Origin of the sequence: Nocardioides sp. WS12, assembly GCF_014108865.1 — a bacterium.
Classification (GTDB): Bacteria; Actinomycetota; Actinomycetes; order Propionibacteriales; family Nocardioidaceae; genus Nocardioides.
This window is the reverse complement of the sequence record NZ_CP053928.1, coordinates 1844547-1865967: the sequence shown is the minus strand read 5'-3', so window position 1 is coordinate 1865967 and position 21421 is coordinate 1844547. Positions and strand designations below refer to the sequence as shown.

The window sequence follows — 21421 nt, the reverse complement described above, 5'->3', positions numbered from 1 at the left end:
GCACAGACCGGATCAAGGATCCGATTCACTCCGCGTGGGAGACACGATTCAGAAGTCAAGGTGTTGCTCGCACCCCGACAAACCCATCGGGGCAACCGGAACATCTTGGCAGAGTCCCCCCGGCCCCACCAAATTTACGAGGCAGGTTGCCGTCGGAGCCCGTTCCACGCCGGATGCAAGGATGTCCGCACCGCCCGATCCACCGTGCCATCCGAGGGAGAACGATGACCGACGGCCCGTCGCAGTACCCGCCTCCGGGTGCCCCGCCGCCGGAAGACCCGCTGCCGAACCACGCTGGTTACGCGCCGCCGGGAGCCGCACCCGCTGCTCCCCCGGCGGGCGCCGCAGGTTCCCCCTGGGCGACGTACCCCACCGCGGGGCGGCCGGGCGCCCCGCTCCCGGGACTCGTGCTCGGAGCCGCCCACAAGCCCGGAGCGTTCCCGTTGCGGCCGCTCACCCTGGGCAGCATCTACGACGGCGCGTTCCGGATCATCCGGTTCAACCCGAAGGCCACGGTCGGCGCGGCCGTCATGGTCACCGCGGTGGCCATGGCCATCCCGGTGGCAATCACGGCGGTCCTCACCTTCACGATCGGGCTCACGATCGACGCCTCCGCTGACACCACGGTCGACAGCAGCGTGTCCGACTTCCTGGGCATCCTCGCCGCGTACGGGTCGCTGATCCTCTCGCTCCTGCTTGCCCAGATCGGGGTGATCCTCGTGACCGGCATGATCGCCCACGTCACCCGTGCGGCGGCGGTGGGTCGTCGGCTCGGGCTCCGTGAGGCGTGGGACGCCACCCGCGGCAAGCGGTGGCGCCTGATCGGACTCGCGACCGTCATCAACCTGGCGTTCTTGCTGATGACCGTCGCCTACATCTTCCTGTGGGCGATCGTCGTGATCCTGAGCCCCAACCCCTGGCCGATCCTGGCCTGGGGCGTGATCACGGTCCCGGCCTTCGTGTGTCTCTGCTGCTGGTTGTGGGTGCGCTTCTACTACCTGCCGGTGCCGGCCCTGATGCTCGAACCCGTCGGCGTCTTCGGCGCGATCGGCCGCGGTTGGTTCCTCACCGGGCGCCAGTTCTGGCGCACCTTCGGCATCGCGCTGCTGACGATCCTGATCACGCAGGTTGCCAGCAGCATGCTGACCGGTCCGGTGACGATCATCGGCCAACTCAGCGCGATCGCCTGGGTCGACTACGCCGCCCTGATCCTCGTCCTGACGCAGGCCATCGCGCTGATCATCAGCAACGCGTTCGTCGCGCCCTTCGTCGCCGCGGTCACCTCGGTCCAGTACGTCGACCTGCGGATGCGCAAGGAAGCCCTGGACGTCGAGTTGATGCGTGAGGCAGGAATCATCACCGGATGATCGCTGTGCTCGTGGTGCCGCTGATCGGTCGTCTCGACCCACCGCTCGACCCGAGCGGTGACGAGGCGCGCGGTCAGTTGCGCCGTGAGCTGGCTCGTCCGGAGTACTACGACGCCAATCTGCTGGAGCGGATCAGCAACTGGCTTGACCGGCTGATCGACGGCAGCGTCGGCGCCGCCTCGACCTCGCCGCCGCTGACCGTGGCGGTCGCGATCCTGGTCACGCTGCTGCTCGCGACAGGAGTCATCCTCATCGTCTCCCGCGCTCAACGGACGGCCCGCGCGGAGAGCGTGCCGACGGGCGCGCTGACGGACGAAGTCATCACCGCCGACGAACTGCGCGCCCGCGCCGAGGCGGCTCTCAGGGGCGGCGACCCGGTCGCTGCACTCATCGACGCGTTCCGGGCCACCGCCGTACGCCAGATCGAACGCGGCCGTATCGACGACGTCCCGCAGGCCACCGCCCACGAACTCGCCGGCGCGCTCGCGGCCACGTTCCCCGAACACGGCCCGGCGGTACGGCGCGGGGCCGACCTCTTCGATCAGGTCTTGTACGGCGACCGGCCGGCCACCGTCGAACAGGCGCGTGACCTGCTGGCCCTCGACGACGCCCTCGCCGGACGGGCGGCTCGCCGATGAAGCGTCGTCCCCCGGGCTGGGTCGTCTTCGCCGCCGCGCTGGCGCTCGCTCTCGGGGTGGCCGTGTGGACGACCAGTGACTCCGAACTCCATCCTGCCCCGCTCGACCCGCGCAACCCCTCGCCCATCGGCGCCCAAGCGCTCGCCGAGGTGCTGGCGGATGAGGGCGTCGAGGTCGACATCGTGCGCTCGGCCGACGCACTCGACGACGCCCGCATCGACGAGTCCACGACGGTGGTCGTCACCAACACGGGCGCCATGTCGCCGAGCGTCCTCGAACGCGCGCGTGCGGATGCCGCACCGGGCACCCTGATCCTCGTCGAACCCAGCTACGCCCTGCTCCAGGAGATCGACGAGGACATCGACACGCTGACCGTCACCGACGCCCAGGTGCGGGCCGACTGCTCCAGCGCGGTCGACGGCCTCACCCTGGAGGTCGACGAGCTGGTCAGTTTCACCACGGGCGAGGGGCAGGGCTGCTTCGACGCCGGGCCGGGAGTCGCGCTGCTGGAGGTGGACGACGCCGACCTCGTCCTCTTCGGTGCGGGGAACGCACTCAGCAACGACGAGGTGACCCGCGGCGACAACGCTGCCGTCGCCCTTCGGCTCCTGGGGAGCAACGACCGGCTGATCTGGTACGTCGCTGACCACGCCGATGCATCCTCCGACGAAGCGGTCACACTCGGCTCGCTGATCCCCCGCTGGATCGGTCCGGGCATCTGGCTCGGTGCCCTGGCGGTGATGGCACTGATGTTCTGGCGCTTCCGTCGGCTCGGCCCGCTGTCGACCGAACCGCTGCCCGTGGTGGTGCGCGCGGTCGAGACCGCACACAGCCGGGGCCGGATGTACCGCCGCAGCGGCGACCGTGGCCACGTGGCGCGTGCCCTGCGCCGTGCGGCACGCGCCGACCTTGCCGTACGGCTCGGCCTCGACCGACGCACGCCGCCGGGCGCCGTGATCGAGGCGACCGCCCTGCACCTCGACACCCGTGTCGAAAACATCAACGCCCTGCTGAACGATGACCAGTTCCCCCCTGCGACCGACCACGACCTGGTCGGGCTCGCCCAGGCGCTCACCCGATTGAGAAGAGAGGTACGACGCGGATGACCTCAACCGCTGGATTCCCGGCCCCGTCCCGAACCGACGACCAGGCGGTGCGCGAACGCCTCCTGGCCGTACGCCAGGAAGTGGGCAAGGCCGTGGTCGGCCAGGACGCCGCGGTGTCCGGGCTCCTCGTCGCCCTGCTCTGCGGTGGCCACGTCCTCATGGAGGGCGTGCCCGGGACGGCCAAGACCCTGCTCGTCCGCACCCTCGCCGCGAGCCTGTCGGTGGAGACCCGCCGCGTGCAGTTCACGCCCGACCTGATGCCCGGTGACATCACCGGTTCGCTGGTCATCGACTCCACGGCGGGTGAGCTGAGCTTCCGCGAGGGACCGATCTTCACCAACCTGCTGCTGGCCGACGAGATCAACCGGACGCCCCCGAAGACGCAGTCGGCGCTACTCGAGGCGATGGAGGAGGGCCAGGTCTCCGCGGACGGCGTCACCCGCCCCCTCCCCCGCCCGTTCCTCGTGGCCGCCACCCAGAACCCCGTCGAGTTCGAAGGCACCTACCCCCTGCCCGAGGCCCAGCTCGACCGCTTCCTGCTGAAGGTCGTGCTCCCGATCCCGCCGCGGGACGACGAGATCCAGATCCTGACCCGGCACGCGGAGGGCTTCGACCCCCGCGACGTCGCGGGCGCCGGCGTGGAGCCGGTCGCCAGCGGCGCCGACCTCGAGGCCGGCCAGGCCGCGGTCAAGCGGGTCCAGGTCTCCCCCGAGGTGGCGACGTACATCGTCGACATCGCGCGGGCCACCCGCCAGTCGCCGTCGCTGTCCCTCGGCGTCAGCCCGCGTGGCGCGACCGCCCTGCTGCGCGCGGCACGCGCCTGGGCCTGGCTCTCGGGCCGCGACTTCGTGACCCCCGACGACGTCAAGGCGCTGGCGCAGGCGGCACTGGTGCACCGTCTCGGCCTCCGTCCCGAAGCCGAACTCGAAGGCGTTGACGTCGCGCAGGTGCTGGCCTCCGCCATCGGCTCCGTCCCCGTCCCCCGCTAGGCAACCCATGGTCATCTCCGGGCGCGTACCGCTCCTGCTCCTGTTGGGGCTGGGAGCGGTGATGCTGCGCCCGTTCCCGAGCACGGTCACCCTGTGGCTCCTCGGCGTCCTGCTCCTCGTGGGGATCGACCTGCTCCTGACCCCGCGGCCGCGAGCCGTCGGCATCACCCGCCGCCAGCCGGGGACCGTGCGACTCGGCGACCCGGCCTCCGCCGGACTCGTGCTGACCAACGACGGCACCCGACGTCTCCACCTGCAGGTGCGCGACGCGTGGCAGCCCTCGGCCGGCGCGACTGCCAACCGCCACCGCTTCCGCCTGGCGCCCACCGAGCAGAAGCGGCTGACGACGCGACTGCTCCCCCGACGGCGCGGCGACCTCCGAGCGCAAGGCGTCACCATCCGGTCGTGGGGGCCCCTCGGCCTGTCTGCCCTGCAGAAGACGTACGACGTCCCGGGCGCAGTCCGCGCACTGCCACCCTTCGAGTCGCGCAAGCACCTGCCTTCGCGGCTCGCCCGACTCCGTGACCTCGACGGCCGCGCCGCCATCCGGGTCCGGGGACAGGGCACCGAGTTCGACTCACTGCGCGAGTACGTCCGCGGCGACGACGTCCGATCCATCGACTGGCGGGCGTCGGCGCGCACACCGCACGTCGTGGTGCGCACCTGGCAACCCGAGCGCGATCGCCGGGTGGTGATCGTGCTGGACACCTCCCGCACCTCCGCCGGTCGGGTCGCCCGCGAAGCCGGCGCCGACGACGCCGATGGCATGCCTCGCCTCGACGCCGCAATGGATGCCGCCCTCCTGCTCGGCGCACTGGCTTCCCGTGCCGGTGACCGCATCGACTTCCTCGCCGGCGACCGTCGGGTCCGGGCCCGCCAGCGGGTCCACGGGGCCCGCGATGTCGCAGTCCGCCTGCAGGAGCAGATGGCCGACCTCGACCCCGTGCTCGTCGAAGCCGACTGGGATGCGCTTGCCGGCGCGGTCCAGGGCTTCGGTCGGCAGCGCGCGCTCGTCGTACTCCTGACGGCGCTGGAGCCGTCCGCCATCTCCGACGGCCTGCTCCCCGTCCTCCCGGTGCTGACCCGCCACCACCGTGTCGTCCTCGCGTCGGTGCGCGATCCCGAACTCAACCGGCTCGCGACGCCGAACGAGGCGCCCACCGCTGACGACGTGTACGGCGCCGCGGCAGCCGAGCACGAACTCGCTCGCCGGACGAAGATGCGTGACGTGCTCGCTCGGCTGGGGGTCGACGTCGTCGACGCGGATGCCGCGCAACTACCGCCCGCGCTGGCTGACCACTACCTGCACCTCAAGGCCCAAGGGCTGTTGTGAGAAGCGCTCAGGCCTGGGTCGCGACCCGGTCCTCGAGCAGGTCGCTGCCGATGTCTCCGGTCGCTCCGCGTGCCGCAGCAGCGCGTCCAACGACGAACACGTAGGCCAGGAACAGCACCTCGGCGAGGATGCCGATGCCGATCCGCGCCCACGTGGGGAGCGGCGACGGGGTCACGAACGCTTCGACGATGCCGCTGATGAACAGCACGACGCCCAGTCCGAGGGCGACCGTGACGGCCGTGCGGCCAGCGCGCGCCAGGGAGGACGCCCGACTGACCTGACCGGGCTCGATCCAGGACCAGAACAACCGCAAGCCGACTCCACCGGCCACGAAGACGCAGGTGAGCTCGAGCAGGCCGTGCGGAAGGATCAGGCCCCAGAACAGTTCGCCACGGCCGTGGCGGGTCATGATCGAACCCACGATCGCGACACCGGCGATGTTCTGGAACAGCAGATAGATCACCGGGAACCCGAGGATGCCGAGCGCGATGCAGAGCGCGCTGACCCACGTGTTGTTGATCCACACCCGGGTCGCGAAGGCGCTGGCGGCGTTCTCGCTGTAGTAGCTCTCGAAGTCGCTGTTGACCAGCTGGTCGACTTCCTGCGGCGAGATCAGGCTCTGCTCCACCTCGGGGTGGTGCGCGAGCCACACCATCATGATCGCGATCACGACGACATTGCCGGCCAGACAGCTGAGCCACCACCAGCGCAACCGGTACAGCGCCGCCGGGAACTGGTCGGTGAAGAACCGCGCAACGCCGCGCCAGGTCGGCACCCGCGACGCCAGCATCGAGATCCGCGACCGTCCGAGCAGCGAGGACAGATACGCGACGAGCTCCCCATCGGGCGCCGACGTACGCACGACCGAGAGGTGGGTCGCGACCTGCTGGTAGCGGTCGACGAGTTCGTCGGCCTCGGCCCCGTTGCGCTTGCGGAGCGCGACCAGTTGCTCGAGGCGCACCCACGAATACGAATGGGCCGCGACATAGGCGTCGAGGTCGATGCGGGGCACGCGCACACTTTAGTGGGGTGTCATTAGGCTGACGCCGATGAGCACGTCCGACTTCGCCACCGTCACCGCCGATGACCTGGTCACCGGCGAAGGCGTCGCGCTCGATCTGCCTGCCGCCTCGCTCGGACTCCGGCTCGCGAGCGGCATCATCGACGTCCTCATCACGCTCGTCACGTTCATCGTCCTCTACATCCTGCTGATCGTCGCGACGCTGGCGGTCGGCGACGAGGCCCTGCTGGCCGCAGCCATCGTGCTGACGTCGGTGCTGACCTTCCTGGTCATTCCGACCACCGTCGAGACGCTGACCCGCGGCCGATCGTTGGGGAAGCTCGCCCTCGGCCTGCGCGCGGTGCGCGACGACGGTGGACCGATCAGCTTCCACCACGCGCTGGTGCGCGCCCTGATCGGCTTCGTCGAGATCTACGCCTTCACCGGCGCCCCGGCGTTCTTCTCGATCATGCTGAGTACGCGGGGCAAGCGGCTGGGCGACTACGCCGCCGGGACCTACGTCGTCCGTGCCCGGGTCCCCCTGCGTCTCCCCTACCCGCCGCCGATGCCGCCCGCCCTGGCGGCGTGGGCGAAGCGCACCGACCTCGGCACCCTGCCGACCGGCACCGCGCTGGCCGTACGCCAGTTCCTCGGCCGGCTGCCCACGATCGACCCGGCGTCCCGGGCACGGGTGGGTCAGGCACTGCTGGCCGACGTACTGCCTCATGTGGCGCCGGCGCCGCCGGCGGGTGCACCGCCGGAACTGGTGCTGGCAGCGATCATCGCCGAGCGCCGGGAACGCGACCTGGCCCGCCTCCGCCGGGACGAAGACCTTCGTACCCGACTCCTCTCTGGTGGGTGAAAGTAGGTTTGGCGCATGATCGAGGCCTTCGAGTCACCCGCCACGCAATCCGGCGCCCCGCTGACCGCCGTTGAACTCGAGCACGCGACCGAGGCGATCAGCCGCGTGTCGGAGGCATTCTCGAGTCGCGTCGTCGGGCAGCACCGGGTGCGGACCGCACTGCTGGTCACCCTGCTCGCCGAAGGCCACGTGCTCCTCGAGAGCGTCCCCGGCCTGGCCAAGACCCTCGCGTCGGCGACGCTCGCGCAGGCCATCAATGCGCAGTTCGCCCGGATCCAGTGCACCCCGGACCTGCTGCCGAGCGACATCATCGGCACGCAGGTCTACGACCCGCGGCGCCACGAGTTCGAGACCCAGCTCGGCCCGGTGCACGCCAACTTCGTACTGCTCGACGAGATCAACCGCTCCAGCGCCAAAACCCAGTCCGCGCTGCTCGAAGCGATGCAGGAGCGGCAGACCTCGATCGCCGGGACGATCCACAAACTGCCCGAGCCGTTCATGGTGCTGGCGACGCAGAACCCCATCGAGGAGGAGGGCACCTACATCCTCCCCCACGCCCAGATGGACCGGTTCCTGCTCAAGGAGATCGTCGACTACCCGAGCGAGGACGACGAACTGATGGTCCTCGAGCGGATCGACGACGGCACCCTCGGCCAGCACATGACCGACATCGAGCCGGTCGTCAGCACCGCCGAGATCGCCCGCATCCAGGGCCTCGTCCGTCGTGTGTACGTCGACCCGGCGATCAAGCGCTACGTCGTCTCCCTCATCCGGGCGACCCGCAACGTGGGCCCGTTGCTCGGCCCCGAGCTCGGCAACTACGTCGACATCGGGGCCAGCCCGCGTGGCTCGATCGCCTTCTTCCAGGCCGCGCGCGCGATGGCCGTGGTCCAGGGCCGCCACTACGTCATCCCCGAGGACGTCCGCGAACTGCGGCACAGCGTGCTGCGCCACCGCATCCACCTGAGCTTCGAGGCGCTGGCCGACCGGATCCAGCCCGAGACCATCATCGACGCCGTGTTCCGGGCCGTCCCGACCCCGTGACCCAGCCATGACGGCCCACCTGACCCGGATCAAGTCCCGCCTCTCGGTGCATGCGCACCGCAAGGTGCGGGGACTCCTCGACGGTGAGTACGCCGCGATCCACGTCGGTCGGGGCATCGACTTCAACGACCTGCGCGAGTACGTCCGCGGCGACGACGTGAAGGACATCGACTGGAAGGCGTCCGCGCGGAGCCGCCAGCTGCTGATCAAGCGGTACGTCGCCGAACGCAAGCACACCGTGCTGCTGTGCGTCTCGACCGGACGCAGCATGGCCGCCATGAACGACGCGGCGGTCTCCAAGCGCGAGCTCGCGGTCTTTGTCGCCGGCGTCATGGGCTACCTCGCCGTACAGCACGGCGACCTGGTCGGCCTCGCCCACGGCGACGCGGTCCGCCAGTCCGCGCGTCCTTCCGAGGGCAGCGAACTCCACCTCGAACGACTCCTGGGCACCGTCCACGACGCCATCGCGCCGGACGGCCCGGCCTCCGACCTGACCGCGCTCCTGCGGTACGTCGCCCGCACCGTCCGCCGGCGCACGATCCTCGTCGTCATCTCGGACGAGATCACGTTGCCCGAGGCCAGCGTGGACGTGTTGCGTCGGCTGACCGCGCAGCACGAAGTGCTGTTCCTGACCATCGGCGACCTCGACCCGACCATGCCCGCCGTCGCCGACCGCCGTCTGGTCGACGTCGATGCCGGTGCCGAGGTGCCGGGCTGGTTGCGCCACGACCGCGAACTGCGGGACCAGTACGCCACGCTCGTCGGCAGCCAGGAGCAGCAGTTGCGCCGTCGGCTCGAGCAACTCGGCGTCGTCCACGAACGGGTCCGCGACACGGAGTCGGCCATCAGCGCCGTCTACCGGCTGCTGGAAAGGCATCGCCATGCCCGCCGACGATGAGTTGCCCGGCGAGTTCACTGGTCCGGTCGAGTACGCCGACTGGTGGCTGTGGCTCGCTGCGGCACTCCTCGTCCTGCTCGTCGCCTACTACCTCGTGTCGTGGTGGGTCACCCGTGCACCGCGGGTCCCGACGATCGCGCGCCAGGACGTCGACGTACCGACTGCCCAGGAGGAGCACCTCGCCCGTATCGACCGGGTCGTCGCCCAGGTCCGGGCCGGCGCGCTGCCGCCGCGTGACGGGCACCAGCAACTCAGCGAGGTGGTGCGGTCCTATGTCGCGACGGTCACCACGCTGCCCGCGCGGACCATGGCGCTGGCCGACTTCCGCGAGCGAGCACCCCAGGAGCTCGTCGACGCCATCGAGGTGATGTACCCGCCCGAGTTCGCCCCCGACGCATCACTCGCCGAGGACGCCTTCGACACGGCCGTCACACAGGCCCGAAGCCTGGTGGGCGCATGGACATGACCTGGAACAGTGGCGGCAGCGAGTTCCGCTGGCCGTGGATGTTGCCCGTCCTCATCCTGCTGGTCATCGGCCTGCTCGGGTGGTGGGCACGGACGCGCAGTCGCCCGCCGGCTGGCGCCGCGTACGTCGCCCATGCCGACCGCCTGCGCTCCCTCCCCCGCTACCAGGCGTTGGTACGACGCCAGGTGATCCTCGGGACCTGCCTGACCGTCGCCGCGCTGCTCACCTGCGCGGGAGCCATCGTGCTCTCGGGCCGGGTCCAGGAACGCCAGACGACGCAGCAGGACGACCGGACCCGCGACATCATGCTGTGCCTCGACGCGTCCGGATCGATGGCCGAGGTGGACGCGCAGGTACTCCGCGAGTTCCGCACGATCGTCAACGGCTTGAAGGGCGAGCGGGTCGGACTCACGATCTGGAGCGGCGTCGCGATCACGGTCTTCCCGCTGACCGATGACTACGACTTCGTGATCGAGCAGTTGACGGAGGCCGAGGCCGCCTTCGGAGCCGGCGGCGTCTACAGCGACGCCTATGCCGTCTACACCGCCGGCACCGTCGTCGACTGGTCGATCCAGTCCCAGCTCGGCGACGGACTCGCGTCCTGCGTCCAGCGCTTCGACCGCAAGGACGAGGAGCGCAGCCGGGCGATCGTGCTGGCCTCCGACAACGAGCCGATCGGCGACGGTATCTTCGACCTCGAGGGCGCCGCCGAGTTCGCTGTCGACGAGGACGTCGTGGTCCACGGCATTGCGGCTCCACTGACCGCCGAACGCCCGAGCGCCCTGCAGTTCTTCGACGACGCCGTGACCAGTACCGGTGGGACCTTCGCGCTCCTCGGCGAGGACGGGAGCGCGGCCGCCGTGGTCGAGGCGATCGGCAACCTCGAGGCGCGCAAGATCGACCGCCCGCCGCTGGTGCAGGTCCTGGACCGGCCGGCGCTCGGAACGGTCATCGCCGGGATCGGCGTGGGTGGGCTGGTGACGGTGTGGATCGCCGAGAGCGCGATCGCACTCCGCGGACGACGACGCGAGGAAGCGTCATGAGCCCCTCAAGGGCCACTGCCCTGGTCGTCGCGCGCCGGATCGGCATCGCGCTCACCTTCGTCCTCGTCCTGTTGCGCCCCGGCGTCGGAGAAGCCGAGGCGCCGACCCAGCTCGCCGACGTCGACGTACTCGTGGTCCTCGACCGCACCCGATCGATGGCGGCGCTCGACTTCGGCGACCGCGAACCGCGCATCAACGGCGCGAAGGCAGACCTGGTCGCGCTGGCCGACGAACTGCCGGGAGCCCGCTTCGGGATGCTCACCTTCGGCGCCGATGCCCGATTGGTGCTGCCGTTCAGCACCGACGTCACTGCGTTCGAGTCGGCCATCGACACCGTTTACCTCGAAGGCCCGCAGGACGGCGAGGGGTCGCGGGCCGACCGGCCGGTGTCCGAGTTGACCGAGGTCCTCAAGCGCGCGGAGGAGCAGCGCCCCGAACGCCGCCGGGTCGTGGTCTACGTCGGCGACGGCGAGGACACCGCCGAGAACCCGGGCCGCACGGACCCGACGTTCGAGGACGTCTCCGACCTGATCGCCGGCGGCATCGTCCTGGGCTACGGCACCGAACAGGGCGCCACGATGCCGTCCTCCAGTGAGCTGAACATCGACGAGGGCTACGTCCTGGACCCCGAGACCAACCAGAGCGCGGTCTCCAGGGCCGACCTGGAGAACCTCGAGAAGATCGCCGACGAACTCGGGGTCGCGTTCGAGCACCGCACCAGCACCGCAGGCATCGGACAGATCGCGGAGTCCTTCGAGGCGTCGTACGTCGACGGAGAAGGTGGGGACACCCGTCCGGCCAAGCACGACCTGACCTGGCTGTTCGGCCTGATCCTGCTCGCGCTGGTGCTCGCCGAACTGCGGGCCGGATGGCGCGGCGTGTGGGCGGCGCGGAACACCCTGGTGTCGCCGCCCGCCAAGGGAGCGGTCCGATGAAGCGGCCCCCGAACCCGCGCCGACGACTGCGTCGCGTGCTGCTCGTCGCCGGCATCGTCCCGACGCTGCTGGTGCTGGCCTGGTGCCTCAAGGTCGGCCTCACCCTGCAGAACAACGCGGCGGGACGCGATGCCTTCGACGACCGGGACCTGGACGCCGCGGTGGCCGAGTTCGCGGACAACCAGCGCTTCAACTGGTTCGAGCCGTGGATCGCGTCGTTCAACGAGGGTGCTGCCCTGTACGTCGACGGCGCCTGGCCCGACTCGATCACGGCCTACGAATCAGCACTCGAGGACGTGCCTCACCGCGACGAGTGCACCGTGCGGATCAACCTCGCGCTCGTGCACGAGTCGGTGGGCGACACGGCCTACGTGGCCAAGAAAACCGATGAGGCGATCCTCGCGTGGCGGGCCGGCATCGACGCCCTCGCCGATGGCTCCTGCCTGACGGACGCCGGCCGCGGCGAGGAGCAGAGCGACGACGCGGTGACCGTCGACGATCGCCTGCGCAACAAGATCCAGGAGACCCAGCCACAGGAACCGCCTCCCCAGGACCCGCAGCAGCCGGACGACGAGGACGGCGGGGACGACGACGGCAAGAAGGACCCCCGGCAGGAGCGCCTCGAGCGCAACAACCAGGAGGGCCTGGACCAGCGGCGCGGGGAGCAGGAGTTGTACGACGACGACTACAACCGCCCCAACTCCTGGTGAGCACGCCGCGGGTTCAGCGCGGGGTGCGGCGCCAGCGCAGGTGCGGCAGCAGGGCGCGCGGTGAGCGTTGGCGCAGCGCACCCCACCAGACTCCGGCTCCGTAGGCGAGGTCGTCCAGACGATGCGCCAGTCCGTAGCGGAGCGGATCCAGGTCGGGATGCACCCGGGCCCGGTCGGCCACAGCTTCGGCAACCGCTGCGACCAGGAGGGCCCGCCGTCCGCGCGGTGATCGCAGCGCCCATACCGCCGCGATCGGCCAGTGGTGACGGGTGAGCGAAGAAGCGCTCTGCCAGCACGACGCCACCGCACCTTCGAGCGCGAGCGTGCCGGCGGTGGCCACGGGACGGTCGCTCGCACCGAGTCGGCGCGTCCCCTTCGCGGTTGCGTACGCGAGCGCGGCGGCCGCGACCGGGACCGACCATCGGCGCTGCGCCAGCAGGGCGACCGACAGCACGGCCGTCGTCGGCGTCAACACCACCGGAGCGACGGCCGAAGGATGGCGGGCCGCGAGTGGCGCAGCCGAGGTGCCGTAGAAGGCCTTGCGGGCCAACCAGGGCAGGAGCCGGGTGCGGTGGTCGTGCCGTACCTCTGCTGCCGGTTCGTACCGCACCCGCCAGTTCGCCTCGAGCACGCGCCAGACCAGGTCGACGTCCTCCCCGGCCCGCATCCGCTCGTCGAACGCTCCGCCCACCGCGGGGTCGTCGAAGGCTGACCGCCGGACGACCAGGAACGCGCTGGGCAGGTAGGCGACCGCGCCGTGGATCCGGACCGCGGCGGGGTGGGGCCCGAGGTCGAGGGAGGACCGCGCCTGTTCGTAGCGGTCGAGCCAGCCGTCGCCGGACGTCGGCTCCTGTCCCCGCACCCGCGGAGCGACGACCGCCACCGACGGGTCGGCGAAGTGGCGGTGCAGGGTGCCGAGCCAACCCGTCACAGGCAGGACGTCGGAGTCGCAGAACACGACGTACGGCGTCGTGGCGGCCCGGAGTCCGGCATTGCGGGCAGCCGCTGGACCGAGATTGACGGGGAGCCGGACCAACCGTGCGCCAGCCCGCGTCACCACCTGCGCGAGCCACGACGGGTCCCGCGACCCGTCGTCGACGACCACCACCGGAAGATGCGGCGGCAGTTCGGCGAGGAGCCGGGCAACGGCGTCTGCCCGGTCCCGCGTCGGGATGACGACCGTGACGTCGTCGACCTCGCTGTCGCGCTGCGGAGGCGACGGCCACCAAGGGTCGGCCAGGCCGCGATCGAGCAACAGCCGGGCGAGGTCACCGGCACGCCGGTCGCCGCCGATGCTCAACGGTGCCTGCTCCACGAGCCGCCGCGCGGCCGGGGCCAACCGGACCACCCGACCGTCGGCGACGAGTTGCGCGCCGTCGTCACAGATCCGCACCCGGGAAGCCAGGGCGAATCCGAAGCCGGTGGGCAGGGTCACGTCCATGTCAGCCTCCCCTGGCTGCCGACGTCGAGGGCGGTCAGCTCGACGACGAGGCGGTCCACCATCTCCGCCAGGATGCGTCGACCCGCCGCTGCCGTCGCCGTCGTCGGATCACCGAGGACGCCGGTCGGCGAAACAGCGCGCACGCCCTCGCTCCGCAGCCGCGGCATGAGGCTGGCGACGGGGTCCGTGCAGCCGGGCACCAACCTGTCCCGGGCGACGGTGTCGGGTGCGAGCGCCAGCATCAACGACGTCTCCGATCGGCCGGCGTGGGCGTCGAGATCGCTCGCCCGACACGACGTCCAGGCGACGCCTCGACCCTCCTCGCGCAACTGGGTCACCGCACTCACCAGCGAGGCGACGTTCCCGCCGTGCCCGTTGACGAAGACCACGCCGGGCGCCCAGCGGCTCGCCGATCGGCCCAGCTCCAGCAACATCAGGTGCAGCGCCTCGTGGCCGATCGAGATGGTCCCCGGGAAGTCCTCGTGCTCACCGCTGGCGCCGTACGGAACGGTGGGTGCGACCACGAACGACTGGTCACCCTGGTCCAGTTCCGTGGCAGCGCGCCGAGTGACGTGCGCCGCGACGAGGGCGTCGGTGGCCAGCCCGAGGGCTGGACCGTGCTGCTCCAGCGATCCCACCGGGACCAGCACCACGTCCGGCTCGACCTCCGGCCACCGCATCGTGGCGAGGAGCCTCATGACCTGGTCATCCCACGGCGCGGCCGGGAAGGAGCGGGTTCTCGTCGCACGGACTGGAGAGACGGGTGGGTGTCAGCTCGAGTGGCACCGGTGCATTGCGCACCGGACCCTTGTGCGAGTGGTCCTGCGAACTGCCGGGGCGCTCCCTCTCGGCGGCATTCAGCGAATCCGCATGTCCCTTGACGCACTCCGGATCGGGGCCGTCGAGCGGCAGGCCGGTGAAGAACTTCGCGGCCATGCACCCACCCCGACAGGTGTCGAACGCCGAGCAGGAACTGCAGGCGCCGCCCGTCTGCGGGCTCCGCAACTCCTCGAACAGGGCGGAATGCTTCCAGACCTCGTCGAACCCTCCGGTCGACCGGACGTTGCCGGCCAGGAAGGTGTCGTGGATCGCAAAGGGACAGGCATAGACGTCGCCGATCGGGTCGACCAGGCAGACCACCCGACCCGCGCCGCACAGGTTCAGGCCGGGAAGCGCCTCGCCGTACGCGGAGAGATGGAAGAAGGAGTCACCGGTGAGCACCTTGTCGCCGTTGGCCACCAACCAGTCATAGAGCTCGCGCTGCTGCTCGGGGAGCGGGTGCAGGTCGTCCCAGACGTCGGCACCGCGGCCGGACGGACGGAGTCGGGTCAGGCGCAACTGCGCGCCGAACTTGTCCGCAATGGCCTTGAAGTCGTCGAGCTGGCTGATGTTGTGCCGGGTGCACACGACCGACAGCTTGAAGTCCGTCATCCCGGCGGCCTGCAGGTTGCCCATCGCCTTGAGCGCGGCGTCGTACGTGCCTGCACCGCGGACGTGGTCGTTGACCTCGGCCGTGGCCCCGTCGAGCGAGATCTGTACGTCGACGTAGTCGGTCGCCGCGAGCATGGCAGCCCGCTCGGGGGTGATCCGGAAGCCGTTGGTGGAGAACTTCACCCCGACGTCGTGCTGGACCGCGTAGTCGAGCAACTCCCAGAAGTCAGGCCGGATCGTCGGCTCGCCGCCGCCGATGTTGACGTAGAAGATCTGCATCCGCTGGAACTCGTCGATGAGCGCCTTGCACTCCTCGGTCGACAGTTCCCGCGGATCACGCCGGCCCGACGAGGACAGGCAGTGGAGGCACGCCAGGTTGCAGGCGTAGGTGAGTTCCCAGGTCAGACAGATGGGTGCGTCGAGGCCGTGCTCGAACTGGTCGACCAACTTGCCGACCACCGGTCGGCCGGTCGATGCGGGACGGGTCGGGGTCAAGGTCATGGGGTCTGCTCCTCGATCAGGCCGCCGCTGGCCAGTCCGGCCAGGGCAGCGATGTAGGCGGGGCGTTCGTCGTCGGCGACCTGGGCGTCCGTGAGGGCGATCCCGACCGTGGGACTGTCGCCGAGGCGTCGTACGACGTCGACCAGCGTCGGCGTCTTGAGGAAGCTCAGGCGACGGGTCGAGAAGTCATAGGCCAGTGCGCCGAACGGCTCGGGGCGCAGTGCCACCGAGCCGCTCAGGCGCCAGGCCCCGTCAACGGTGACGGGAGTGGCGGACATCAGTAGACGCCGCACATGCCGTCAATCGATACGTCCTCGACGAGCGATTCCTCGACGAGTACTTCGTCCAACTGAACTTCCACTTTCGGGTCCATCACAGCCTCCTACGGGTCGGGTGTCCTTCCCCTCGAACGCTACGAACACCGCAGCCCGGGCACACCCCTCACGAGCACGGCCCCACCTGTCGGAACGGACAGGTGCCGCCCTCCCCCACCGTCGTGTTTCCGGATCCTCGTCTGTTGCCGCGTCCATCGGACTGCCAGCGTCGATGAGGTCAGCACTCACCCCGCCCGGAGGTATCCAACGATGCAAGTCGACGAGCTGCTCAAGCCCTTCCCGATCAAGGAATTCCACCCGTTCCCGCGTGCCCTGATGGGGCCGGGGGCGCACGAGATGATCGGCCCCGAGGCCCTCAAGCTGGGGTTCCGCAAGACCCTGGTGATGACCTCGGGCCTGCGTGGCACGGACATCGTGCACAAGATCGTCGAGTCGATGAAGTACCACGGCCTCGAGGTCGTCGTGTACGACAAGGTCGAGTCCAATCCCAAGGACTACAACGTCATGGACTCGGTGAAGCTCTACCAGGAGAACGAGTGCGATTCGTTCGTCTCCATCGGTGGCGGCTCCTCCCACGACGCCTGCAAGGGCGCTCGGGTCTCGGTCGCCCACGACGGCCGGAACGTGAACGAGTTCGAGGGCTTCAACATGTCCGAGAACCCGAAGAACCCGCCGCACATCGCGGTCTCCACCACGGCCGGCACCGGCTCGGAGACCTCGTGGGCCTACGTCATCACGGACACGACGACCGACCCGGACAACCCGCACAAGTACGTCGCCTTCGACGACGCCTCGATCACCAGCCTGGCGATTGACGACCCGGTGCTGTACTTCGACTGCCCCACGGACTACACGGCCCAGTGTGGATTCGACGTCCTCGCGCACGCCAGTGAGCCGTACGTCTCCCGGATCAACTTCGAGCCGTGCCTGGGCAACGCGTTGCACGCCATCAAGCTGACCTCCGAGCACCTTCGGGCAGCGGTGTGGAACGGCCAGGACCTCAAAGGACGCGAGGGCATGATGTACGCCCAGTACATCGCCGCCCAGGCGTTCAACTCCGGTGGTCTCGGCATCATCCACTCGACGTCGCACGCGGTGAGTGCCTTCTACGACACCCACCACGGCCTCAACAACGCCATCGCACTCCCCCGCGTGTGGGCGTTCAACATGCCGGCGAACTACGGCAGGTTCGCCGACATCGCGGAGGCCATGGGCATCGACACCCACGGCATGACCAAGCCGCAGGCAGCCGACGCAGCGCTCGCTGCCTCGATCCGCTTGCTGCGCGATGTGGGGATCCCGGAGAAGTTCACCGACATCACCGCGGACAGCTACTCGAAGAACCGTCTGGGCCAGGGCCCGACGCCCTTCTACGAGAACGCCAAGGTGATCAAGGGCGACAAGGAAGACGTGGACCGCATCACCAACCACGTCCTCGGCGACGCCTGCACGCCGGGTAACGCGAAGGAATGCACCTTCGAGACGGTCCGCCCGGTCATCGAGCACTGCATGAACGGCGACCTGGACGACCTCATCTCCTGAGGCCGGTCGCGCTCTGACCTCTGGGCCGGGTGGCGAGGCAATATCGCTGCCCGGTCCGGACACCATCCCCCTTCTGCACATCATCTTCCCCCCCATCCTCGAGGGAGCATCGCGTGACCACCGACCCGCGCAACGCAGCCGGCGAAGGCGAATTCGACAACGTCCACCATGCGCTCGAGCGCTTCCGCGACGCCGGATATCTCGCCGACGACCGTCTCGCCACCACGGTGTTTCTCCAGACCCGACTGGGCAAGCCCGTCCTGCTCGAAGGCCCGGCCGGCGTCGGGAAGACCCAGTTCGCCACGAGCCTCGCGGCCGTCACGGGCCGGCGACTGATCCGGCTGCAGTGCTACGAGGGACAGGACGAGACCAAGGCCCTCTACGAGTGGGACTACGGCAAGCAGATGCTGTACACCCAGATCCTGCGCGAGAAGATCGGCCAGGTCGTCGAGGACGCCGTCGATCTCGACGAGGCCGTCGAGAGGATCGCCAAGCAGGACAGCGTGTTCTTCTCCGAGCGGTTCCTGGCACCACGTCCCCTCCTCGAGGCCATTGACTCCGAGGATCCCGTCGTCCTGCTCATCGACGAGGTCGACCGCGCGGACGAGGCCCTGGAGGCCGTGCTCCTGGAACTCCTGTCGGAGTACCAGATCTCCATCCCCGAGGTCGGCACCGTGAAGGCACGACAGTTGCCGTATGTCGTCCTCACGTCCAACAACTCCCGCGACCTGTCGGCGGCGCTGAAGCGACGCTGTCTGCACCTGTTCCTGGACTACCCCGAGGCCGAACGCGAACTCGAGATCATCAACTCCAAGGACACCGGCCTCAGCGAGGCGCTCGCCGTACGCCTGATCGAGATCGTTCGCGGACTGCGTGAGCTGGAACTACGCAAGGCACCCAGCATCTCCGAGACGATCGACTGGGCCCGCACCCTTGCCGTTCTCGGCGTGAGCGAACTCAGCGCCGACGTGCTGTCGTCGACGCTGAACGTGGTGGTGAAGTACGAGCGGGACCTCAAGAAGGCGCTGGCCGCGATCCCCCGCCTGGCCGACCCGAACGCCACGGTGCCGGACAAGCAGGACCACGGACACGGACACGGCCATGGCCACGGACACGGCCACGACGCCGATCACGGGCACGAGGACGGCGACGCGAGCGGCAAGGAGATCCGCGCCGCCAAGGACCAGCCCGGCCGACACGGCAACACGTACGGCGGTCCGGCGAACCCGGATGCCGCAGCGCCGGCGAAGGCCGTGACCGCAGGTCAGGGCGAACGCTCCTTCGCCGCCCGCTCCGCACGCAAGCGTCCGGTCTGAATCGATGGAAGGCGCCGTCCACCGGTTCATCAGATTCCTGCGCCTCAACGGCGTGCGGGTCAGTACGGCGGAAGCGATCGACGCGATGCACGCCGTCGCCCAGGCCGGTGTACTCGGCGAACGAGAGGTACTTCGTTCTGCCCTGACCGTGAGCCTGGTCAAGGACCGGCGTGACCTGGCGACGTTCGACCGGGTCTTCGACCTGTTCTTCGGCCTGCGACCGGTCTTCGTCGAGGACGTCGGCCACGGCCACTCCCACGACGACCTGACCGACGACGGCGAGGTCGAGCAGTTCACGATCTCCGACGAACCCGGCGACGTCCCCGACGACGGCCACTCGCACGGCAAGCCCGACGACATCAAGGAATTCTTCAAGCCCGAGGACATGGCGCAGCAGTTCAACCTCCACCAGGAGGCGAACAAGATCGACATGGCCGCACTGACCAACGAGATCGTGCTCTCCAACGACACCGACGGCAACGCGGGCGAGGCCGCGCGGGTGCAGATCTCCACCCAGCGGATGCACAACCCCGGCGCTCCCGGCGACCTGATCACCAGCCCCGGCATGGAGCTCGACGTCGAGCTCACCGTCGCCCAGGAGATGGCCCTGCTGAGCTGGCTCGAGGAAGCCTTGCCGGACAACGACGACGAGGACCGGGGAGCCTCGCTCGCCGCACTGCGCGCAGCCCTCGCGCCCCTCCTGACCGGCCTGCCCGAGCGCCTCAAGCAACATCTCGAGAAGCTGATGCAGGTCGAGCGCGAGATCGAGACGCGCGAAGTCCAGGCAGCCCAGACCGACCAGCTCCTCGAACACGAGCGCGCCGAACTCGAACAGGCCCTGCGCCGGTTGCTGCGCTCACTGCACGGCGCGCCGCGCCCGCGCCGCAAGGCAGCCACCCGAGGAGTCGTCGACGGAGCACGCACGATGCGCGCCAACATGAAGTACGACGGCGTCCCGTTCCGCCCGATCACCGTGAGCAAGGTCGAGGACCGCCCGAGGCTGCTCGTGCTCTGCGACGTCTCGCTGTCGGTGCGTTCGGCAGCCCGCTTCACACTCCAGCTGGTCCACAGCCTGCAGTCGCTCGCATCGTCGGTCCGCACGTTCGCGTTCGTGAAGGACCTCGTCGAGATCACCGACCTGTTCGCCGAGCACCATCCCGAGGAGGCCCTGTCCCTGGTGATGTCCGGACTGCCGGCCGGCGGGGTTCTCGATGTCGACGCGGATTCCGACTACGGCTCGGCGTTCGGAGACTTCCTCGAGGAGTTCGGCTCCGCCGTCACCCGTCGTACGACGGTGCTGGTGCTCGGCGACGGACGCAACAACGGCCGCGACCCCGGACTGGGCGCCTTCGCCGAGATCGCGCGTCGGGCGCGCTCCACGATCTGGTTGACGCCTGAACCCCGCTACTCGTGGGGTCTCGGCGGCTGCGACCTCCCGCTCTACTCCGAGCACTGTGACCGCGTCGAAGTCGTGCGGAACCTGCGCGGGCTGGACCGGATGTCGACCGCAGTGCAGGTTCCCTGATGACGACCACCGGGGAGATCGATCCGCTCGGCGCCGCGATCGGTGGCGTCTACCGCGATGCCATGGTCGAGGTCGTCGCGCAGCACGGGCTGATCTCGCGACGCGAACTGCACATGGTGCGCACGCCCCACTTCGACCTCACCTCGGCCGGACACCGGATTGCTCTCACGCACCGGCTCGGTGGTGACGAGATCGATGACGACCTTGCCGGACTGTTGGCCGAGGAACTCTTCCAACCGGGCTGGCTGCGCGGGACGGAGCTCTTCGAGCGCCTCTTCACGGGCATCGTGCTGAGCACGGACGCCGATCCCTTGATCGCCTGGGAAGGCTTCTACCGCAACACCCTCGACCGGGTGGGGACGACGCTGTCGTCGGCCGTCCCGGGGAGCGCCCACGGCACCATCGCCGACTACGCGCCCGTCTATGCGCATGCCGAGCGGCAGCTTGTTCCCGGGAACGTGCTCGAACTGGGCTCCTGCTTCGGATTCCTGGCACTCCGCCTGGCGCTGGCCGGGCGCGACGTCGTGGCCTCGGACGTTTCTCCGGGCACCGTGGCCTTGCTCGCCGCCGTGGCTCCCCGGCTGGGCATCGCATTGACGACCAGGGTCGCGGATGCCGGCCGAGTGCCGGCCGCCGACAGGTTCGCCGACAACGTGCTCGCCATCCACCTGCTCGAGCACCTCGACCCTGACCACGGCGATCGCGTGGTCGCCGAGGCCATCCGGCTGGCCCGTCGCCGCGTGGTGGTGGCCGTGCCACTGGAGGACGAGGCGGACGAGACCTGGGGCCACGTGCGCACCGTCTCGCTCGACGACCTCGCTGCCTGGGGTCGCCGTACGGGACTACCCCACCAGGTGTTCCGCCACCACGGTGGCTGGCTGGTCATCGACGTCGCCACCGCTTGAACACCCCCTGAACCCGACCGAATCGCACCCCACC

Annotated in this window: 22 protein-coding genes; 16 read left to right on the top strand and 6 right to left on the bottom strand. The window is 69.7% G+C overall.

Annotation, left to right across the window (positions count from 1 at the left end):
• Positions 1 to 224 precede the first annotated feature (224 nt).
• Genes HRC28_RS08860 through HRC28_RS08840 form a run of 5 tightly spaced genes read left to right on the top strand, consistent with a single transcriptional unit; the run spans position 225 to position 5433 of the window.
• Positions 225 to 1367: a hypothetical protein gene (locus tag HRC28_RS08860; RefSeq protein ID WP_182379744.1), complete on the top strand. Its 1143-nt coding sequence runs from the start codon at positions 225 to 227 to the stop codon at positions 1365 to 1367.
• Positions 1364 to 2005 carry a DUF4129 domain-containing protein gene (locus HRC28_RS08855; RefSeq protein ID WP_182379743.1) on the top strand — a complete coding sequence of 214 codons (642 nt, stop codon included), beginning with the start codon at positions 1364 to 1366 and terminating at the stop codon, positions 2003 to 2005. Before HRC28_RS08860 ends, HRC28_RS08855 begins: the two co-directional genes overlap by 4 nt.
• Positions 2002 to 3111, top strand: coding sequence for a DUF4350 domain-containing protein (locus HRC28_RS08850; RefSeq protein ID WP_182379742.1), 1110 nt, complete (start codon positions 2002 to 2004; stop codon positions 3109 to 3111). The genes HRC28_RS08855 and HRC28_RS08850 overlap by 4 nt, the downstream gene beginning before the upstream one ends.
• The gene (locus tag HRC28_RS08845) at positions 3108 to 4100 is read left to right on the top strand and encodes a MoxR family ATPase (protein ID WP_182379741.1); all 993 of its coding nucleotides are present in this window, start codon (positions 3108 to 3110) and stop codon (positions 4098 to 4100) included. The genes HRC28_RS08850 and HRC28_RS08845 overlap by 4 nt, the downstream gene beginning before the upstream one ends.
• A gap of 7 nt (positions 4101 to 4107) precedes the next feature.
• The gene (locus tag HRC28_RS08840; RefSeq protein WP_182379740.1) at positions 4108 to 5433 is read left to right on the top strand and encodes a DUF58 domain-containing protein; all 1326 of its coding nucleotides are present in this window, start codon (positions 4108 to 4110) and stop codon (positions 5431 to 5433) included.
• A 7-nt stretch (positions 5434 to 5440) separates the two neighbouring features.
• On the opposite strand, the gene HRC28_RS08835 is transcribed toward HRC28_RS08840, so the two are convergent.
• Positions 5441 to 6445, bottom strand: a complete 1005-nt coding sequence (locus tag HRC28_RS08835; RefSeq protein WP_237111759.1) for a stage II sporulation protein M — start codon at positions 6443 to 6445, stop codon at positions 5441 to 5443.
• A 37-nt stretch (positions 6446 to 6482) separates the two neighbouring features.
• Between HRC28_RS08835 and HRC28_RS08830 the strand changes: the two genes are divergently transcribed.
• Genes HRC28_RS08830 through HRC28_RS08800 form a run of 7 tightly spaced genes read left to right on the top strand, consistent with a single transcriptional unit; the run spans position 6483 to position 12391 of the window.
• Positions 6483 to 7295 carry an RDD family protein gene (locus tag HRC28_RS08830; RefSeq protein ID WP_182379739.1) on the top strand — a complete coding sequence of 271 codons (813 nt, stop codon included), beginning with the start codon at positions 6483 to 6485 and terminating at the stop codon, positions 7293 to 7295.
• 15 nt (positions 7296 to 7310) lie between these two features.
• Positions 7311 to 8339 (top strand): MoxR family ATPase, encoded by a 1029-nt coding sequence (locus HRC28_RS08825; protein ID WP_182379738.1) that lies wholly within the window; start codon positions 7311 to 7313, stop codon positions 8337 to 8339.
• A gap of 7 nt (positions 8340 to 8346) precedes the next feature.
• Positions 8347 to 9237 (top strand): DUF58 domain-containing protein, encoded by an 891-nt coding sequence (locus HRC28_RS08820; protein ID WP_182379737.1) that lies wholly within the window; start codon positions 8347 to 8349, stop codon positions 9235 to 9237.
• On the top strand, positions 9221 to 9703 hold the full coding sequence (locus HRC28_RS08815; RefSeq protein WP_182379736.1) for a hypothetical protein: 483 nt from the start codon (positions 9221 to 9223) through the stop codon (positions 9701 to 9703). Before HRC28_RS08820 ends, HRC28_RS08815 begins: the two co-directional genes overlap by 17 nt.
• Positions 9700 to 10746 carry a VWA domain-containing protein gene (locus HRC28_RS08810; protein ID WP_182379735.1) on the top strand — a complete coding sequence of 349 codons (1047 nt, stop codon included), beginning with the start codon at positions 9700 to 9702 and terminating at the stop codon, positions 10744 to 10746. The genes HRC28_RS08815 and HRC28_RS08810 overlap by 4 nt, the downstream gene beginning before the upstream one ends.
• Positions 10743 to 11681, top strand: a complete 939-nt coding sequence (locus HRC28_RS08805; RefSeq protein WP_182379734.1) for a VWA domain-containing protein — start codon at positions 10743 to 10745, stop codon at positions 11679 to 11681. Before HRC28_RS08810 ends, HRC28_RS08805 begins: the two co-directional genes overlap by 4 nt.
• A complete protein-coding gene (locus HRC28_RS08800; protein WP_182379733.1) occupies positions 11678 to 12391 on the top strand; it encodes a hypothetical protein in 714 nt (237 codons plus the stop codon). The genes HRC28_RS08805 and HRC28_RS08800 overlap by 4 nt, the downstream gene beginning before the upstream one ends.
• Before the next feature lie 13 nt (positions 12392 to 12404).
• Here HRC28_RS08800 and mftF read toward each other — a convergent pair whose 3' ends face one another.
• From mftF to mftA, 5 genes are read right to left on the bottom strand one after another with little or no spacing between them, the layout of a single operon-like run.
• Complete coding sequence (mftF, locus tag HRC28_RS08795) at positions 12405 to 13832, bottom strand: mycofactocin biosynthesis glycosyltransferase MftF (RefSeq protein ID WP_182379732.1); 1428 nt, start codon at positions 13830 to 13832, stop codon at positions 12405 to 12407.
• Positions 13823 to 14530: a mycofactocin biosynthesis peptidyl-dipeptidase MftE gene (mftE, locus tag HRC28_RS08790; protein ID WP_182379731.1), complete on the bottom strand. Its 708-nt coding sequence runs from the start codon at positions 14528 to 14530 to the stop codon at positions 13823 to 13825. The genes mftF and mftE overlap by 10 nt, the downstream gene beginning before the upstream one ends.
• 7 nt (positions 14531 to 14537) lie before the next feature.
• Positions 14538 to 15764, bottom strand: coding sequence for a mycofactocin radical SAM maturase (gene mftC / locus HRC28_RS08785; RefSeq protein ID WP_182379730.1), 1227 nt, complete (start codon positions 15762 to 15764; stop codon positions 14538 to 14540).
• Positions 15761 to 16042 carry a mycofactocin biosynthesis chaperone MftB gene (gene mftB, locus HRC28_RS08780; protein ID WP_182379729.1) on the bottom strand — a complete coding sequence of 94 codons (282 nt, stop codon included), beginning with the start codon at positions 16040 to 16042 and terminating at the stop codon, positions 15761 to 15763. Before mftB ends, mftC begins: the two co-directional genes overlap by 4 nt.
• Positions 16042 to 16137 (bottom strand): mycofactocin precursor MftA, encoded by a 96-nt coding sequence (gene mftA / locus HRC28_RS08775; protein ID WP_182379728.1) that lies wholly within the window; start codon positions 16135 to 16137, stop codon positions 16042 to 16044. The genes mftB and mftA overlap by 1 nt, the downstream gene beginning before the upstream one ends.
• 211 nt (positions 16138 to 16348) lie before the next feature.
• Between mftA and mdo the strand changes: the two genes are divergently transcribed.
• The 4 genes from mdo to mftM all read left to right on the top strand — a co-directional run bounded on the left by mdo (position 16349) and on the right by mftM (position 21387).
• Entirely contained in the window at positions 16349 to 17641 is a 1293-nt protein-coding gene (gene mdo / locus HRC28_RS08770) for an NDMA-dependent methanol dehydrogenase (RefSeq protein WP_182379727.1), read from the top strand.
• 113 nt (positions 17642 to 17754) lie between these two features.
• On the top strand, positions 17755 to 18957 hold the full coding sequence (locus HRC28_RS08765; RefSeq protein ID WP_182379726.1) for a MoxR family ATPase: 1203 nt from the start codon (positions 17755 to 17757) through the stop codon (positions 18955 to 18957).
• 4 nt (positions 18958 to 18961) lie between these two features.
• Positions 18962 to 20482: a VWA domain-containing protein gene (locus HRC28_RS08760; RefSeq protein WP_182379725.1), complete on the top strand. Its 1521-nt coding sequence runs from the start codon at positions 18962 to 18964 to the stop codon at positions 20480 to 20482.
• Positions 20482 to 21387 carry a mycofactocin oligosaccharide methyltransferase MftM gene (gene mftM / locus HRC28_RS08755; protein WP_182379724.1) on the top strand — a complete coding sequence of 302 codons (906 nt, stop codon included), beginning with the start codon at positions 20482 to 20484 and terminating at the stop codon, positions 21385 to 21387. The genes HRC28_RS08760 and mftM overlap by 1 nt, the downstream gene beginning before the upstream one ends.
• The last annotated feature ends 34 nt before the right edge of the window (positions 21388 to 21421 follow it).

What these genes read in the sequence shown, in the direction of transcription:
- HRC28_RS08810 (WP_182379735.1), top strand. Translation starts at nt 9,700, where the DNA reads ATGACCTGGAACAGTGGCGGCAGCGAGTTCCGCTGGCCGTGGATGTTG.
- mftM (WP_182379724.1), top strand. Translation starts at nt 20,482, where the DNA reads ATGACGACCACCGGGGAGATCGATCCGCTCGGCGCCGCGATCGGTGGC.
- HRC28_RS08815 (WP_182379736.1), top strand. Translation starts at nt 9,221, where the DNA reads ATGCCCGCCGACGATGAGTTGCCCGGCGAGTTCACTGGTCCGGTCGAG.
- HRC28_RS08860 (WP_182379744.1), top strand. Translation starts at nt 225, where the DNA reads ATGACCGACGGCCCGTCGCAGTACCCGCCTCCGGGTGCCCCGCCGCCG.
- HRC28_RS08760 (WP_182379725.1), top strand. Translation starts at nt 18,962, where the DNA reads ATGGAAGGCGCCGTCCACCGGTTCATCAGATTCCTGCGCCTCAACGGC.
- mftC (WP_182379730.1), bottom strand. Translation starts at nt 15,764, where the DNA reads ATGACCTTGACCCCGACCCGTCCCGCATCGACCGGCCGACCGGTGGTC.
- mftE (WP_182379731.1), bottom strand. Translation starts at nt 14,530, where the DNA reads ATGAGGCTCCTCGCCACGATGCGGTGGCCGGAGGTCGAGCCGGACGTG.
- HRC28_RS08820 (WP_182379737.1), top strand. Translation starts at nt 8,347, where the DNA reads ATGACGGCCCACCTGACCCGGATCAAGTCCCGCCTCTCGGTGCATGCG.
- HRC28_RS08825 (WP_182379738.1), top strand. Translation starts at nt 7,311, where the DNA reads ATGATCGAGGCCTTCGAGTCACCCGCCACGCAATCCGGCGCCCCGCTG.
- mftF (WP_182379732.1), bottom strand. Translation starts at nt 13,832, where the DNA reads ATGGACGTGACCCTGCCCACCGGCTTCGGATTCGCCCTGGCTTCCCGG.
- mftB (WP_182379729.1), bottom strand. Translation starts at nt 16,042, where the DNA reads ATGTCCGCCACTCCCGTCACCGTTGACGGGGCCTGGCGCCTGAGCGGC.
- HRC28_RS08805 (WP_182379734.1), top strand. Translation starts at nt 10,743, where the DNA reads ATGAGCCCCTCAAGGGCCACTGCCCTGGTCGTCGCGCGCCGGATCGGC.
- HRC28_RS08800 (WP_182379733.1), top strand. Translation starts at nt 11,678, where the DNA reads ATGAAGCGGCCCCCGAACCCGCGCCGACGACTGCGTCGCGTGCTGCTC.
- HRC28_RS08845 (WP_182379741.1), top strand. Translation starts at nt 3,108, where the DNA reads ATGACCTCAACCGCTGGATTCCCGGCCCCGTCCCGAACCGACGACCAG.
- mftA (WP_182379728.1), bottom strand. Translation starts at nt 16,137, where the DNA reads ATGGACCCGAAAGTGGAAGTTCAGTTGGACGAAGTACTCGTCGAGGAA.
- HRC28_RS08850 (WP_182379742.1), top strand. Translation starts at nt 2,002, where the DNA reads ATGAAGCGTCGTCCCCCGGGCTGGGTCGTCTTCGCCGCCGCGCTGGCG.
- HRC28_RS08840 (WP_182379740.1), top strand. Translation starts at nt 4,108, where the DNA reads ATGGTCATCTCCGGGCGCGTACCGCTCCTGCTCCTGTTGGGGCTGGGA.
- HRC28_RS08855 (WP_182379743.1), top strand. Translation starts at nt 1,364, where the DNA reads ATGATCGCTGTGCTCGTGGTGCCGCTGATCGGTCGTCTCGACCCACCG.
- HRC28_RS08830 (WP_182379739.1), top strand. Translation starts at nt 6,483, where the DNA reads ATGAGCACGTCCGACTTCGCCACCGTCACCGCCGATGACCTGGTCACC.
- mdo (WP_182379727.1), top strand. Translation starts at nt 16,349, where the DNA reads ATGCAAGTCGACGAGCTGCTCAAGCCCTTCCCGATCAAGGAATTCCAC.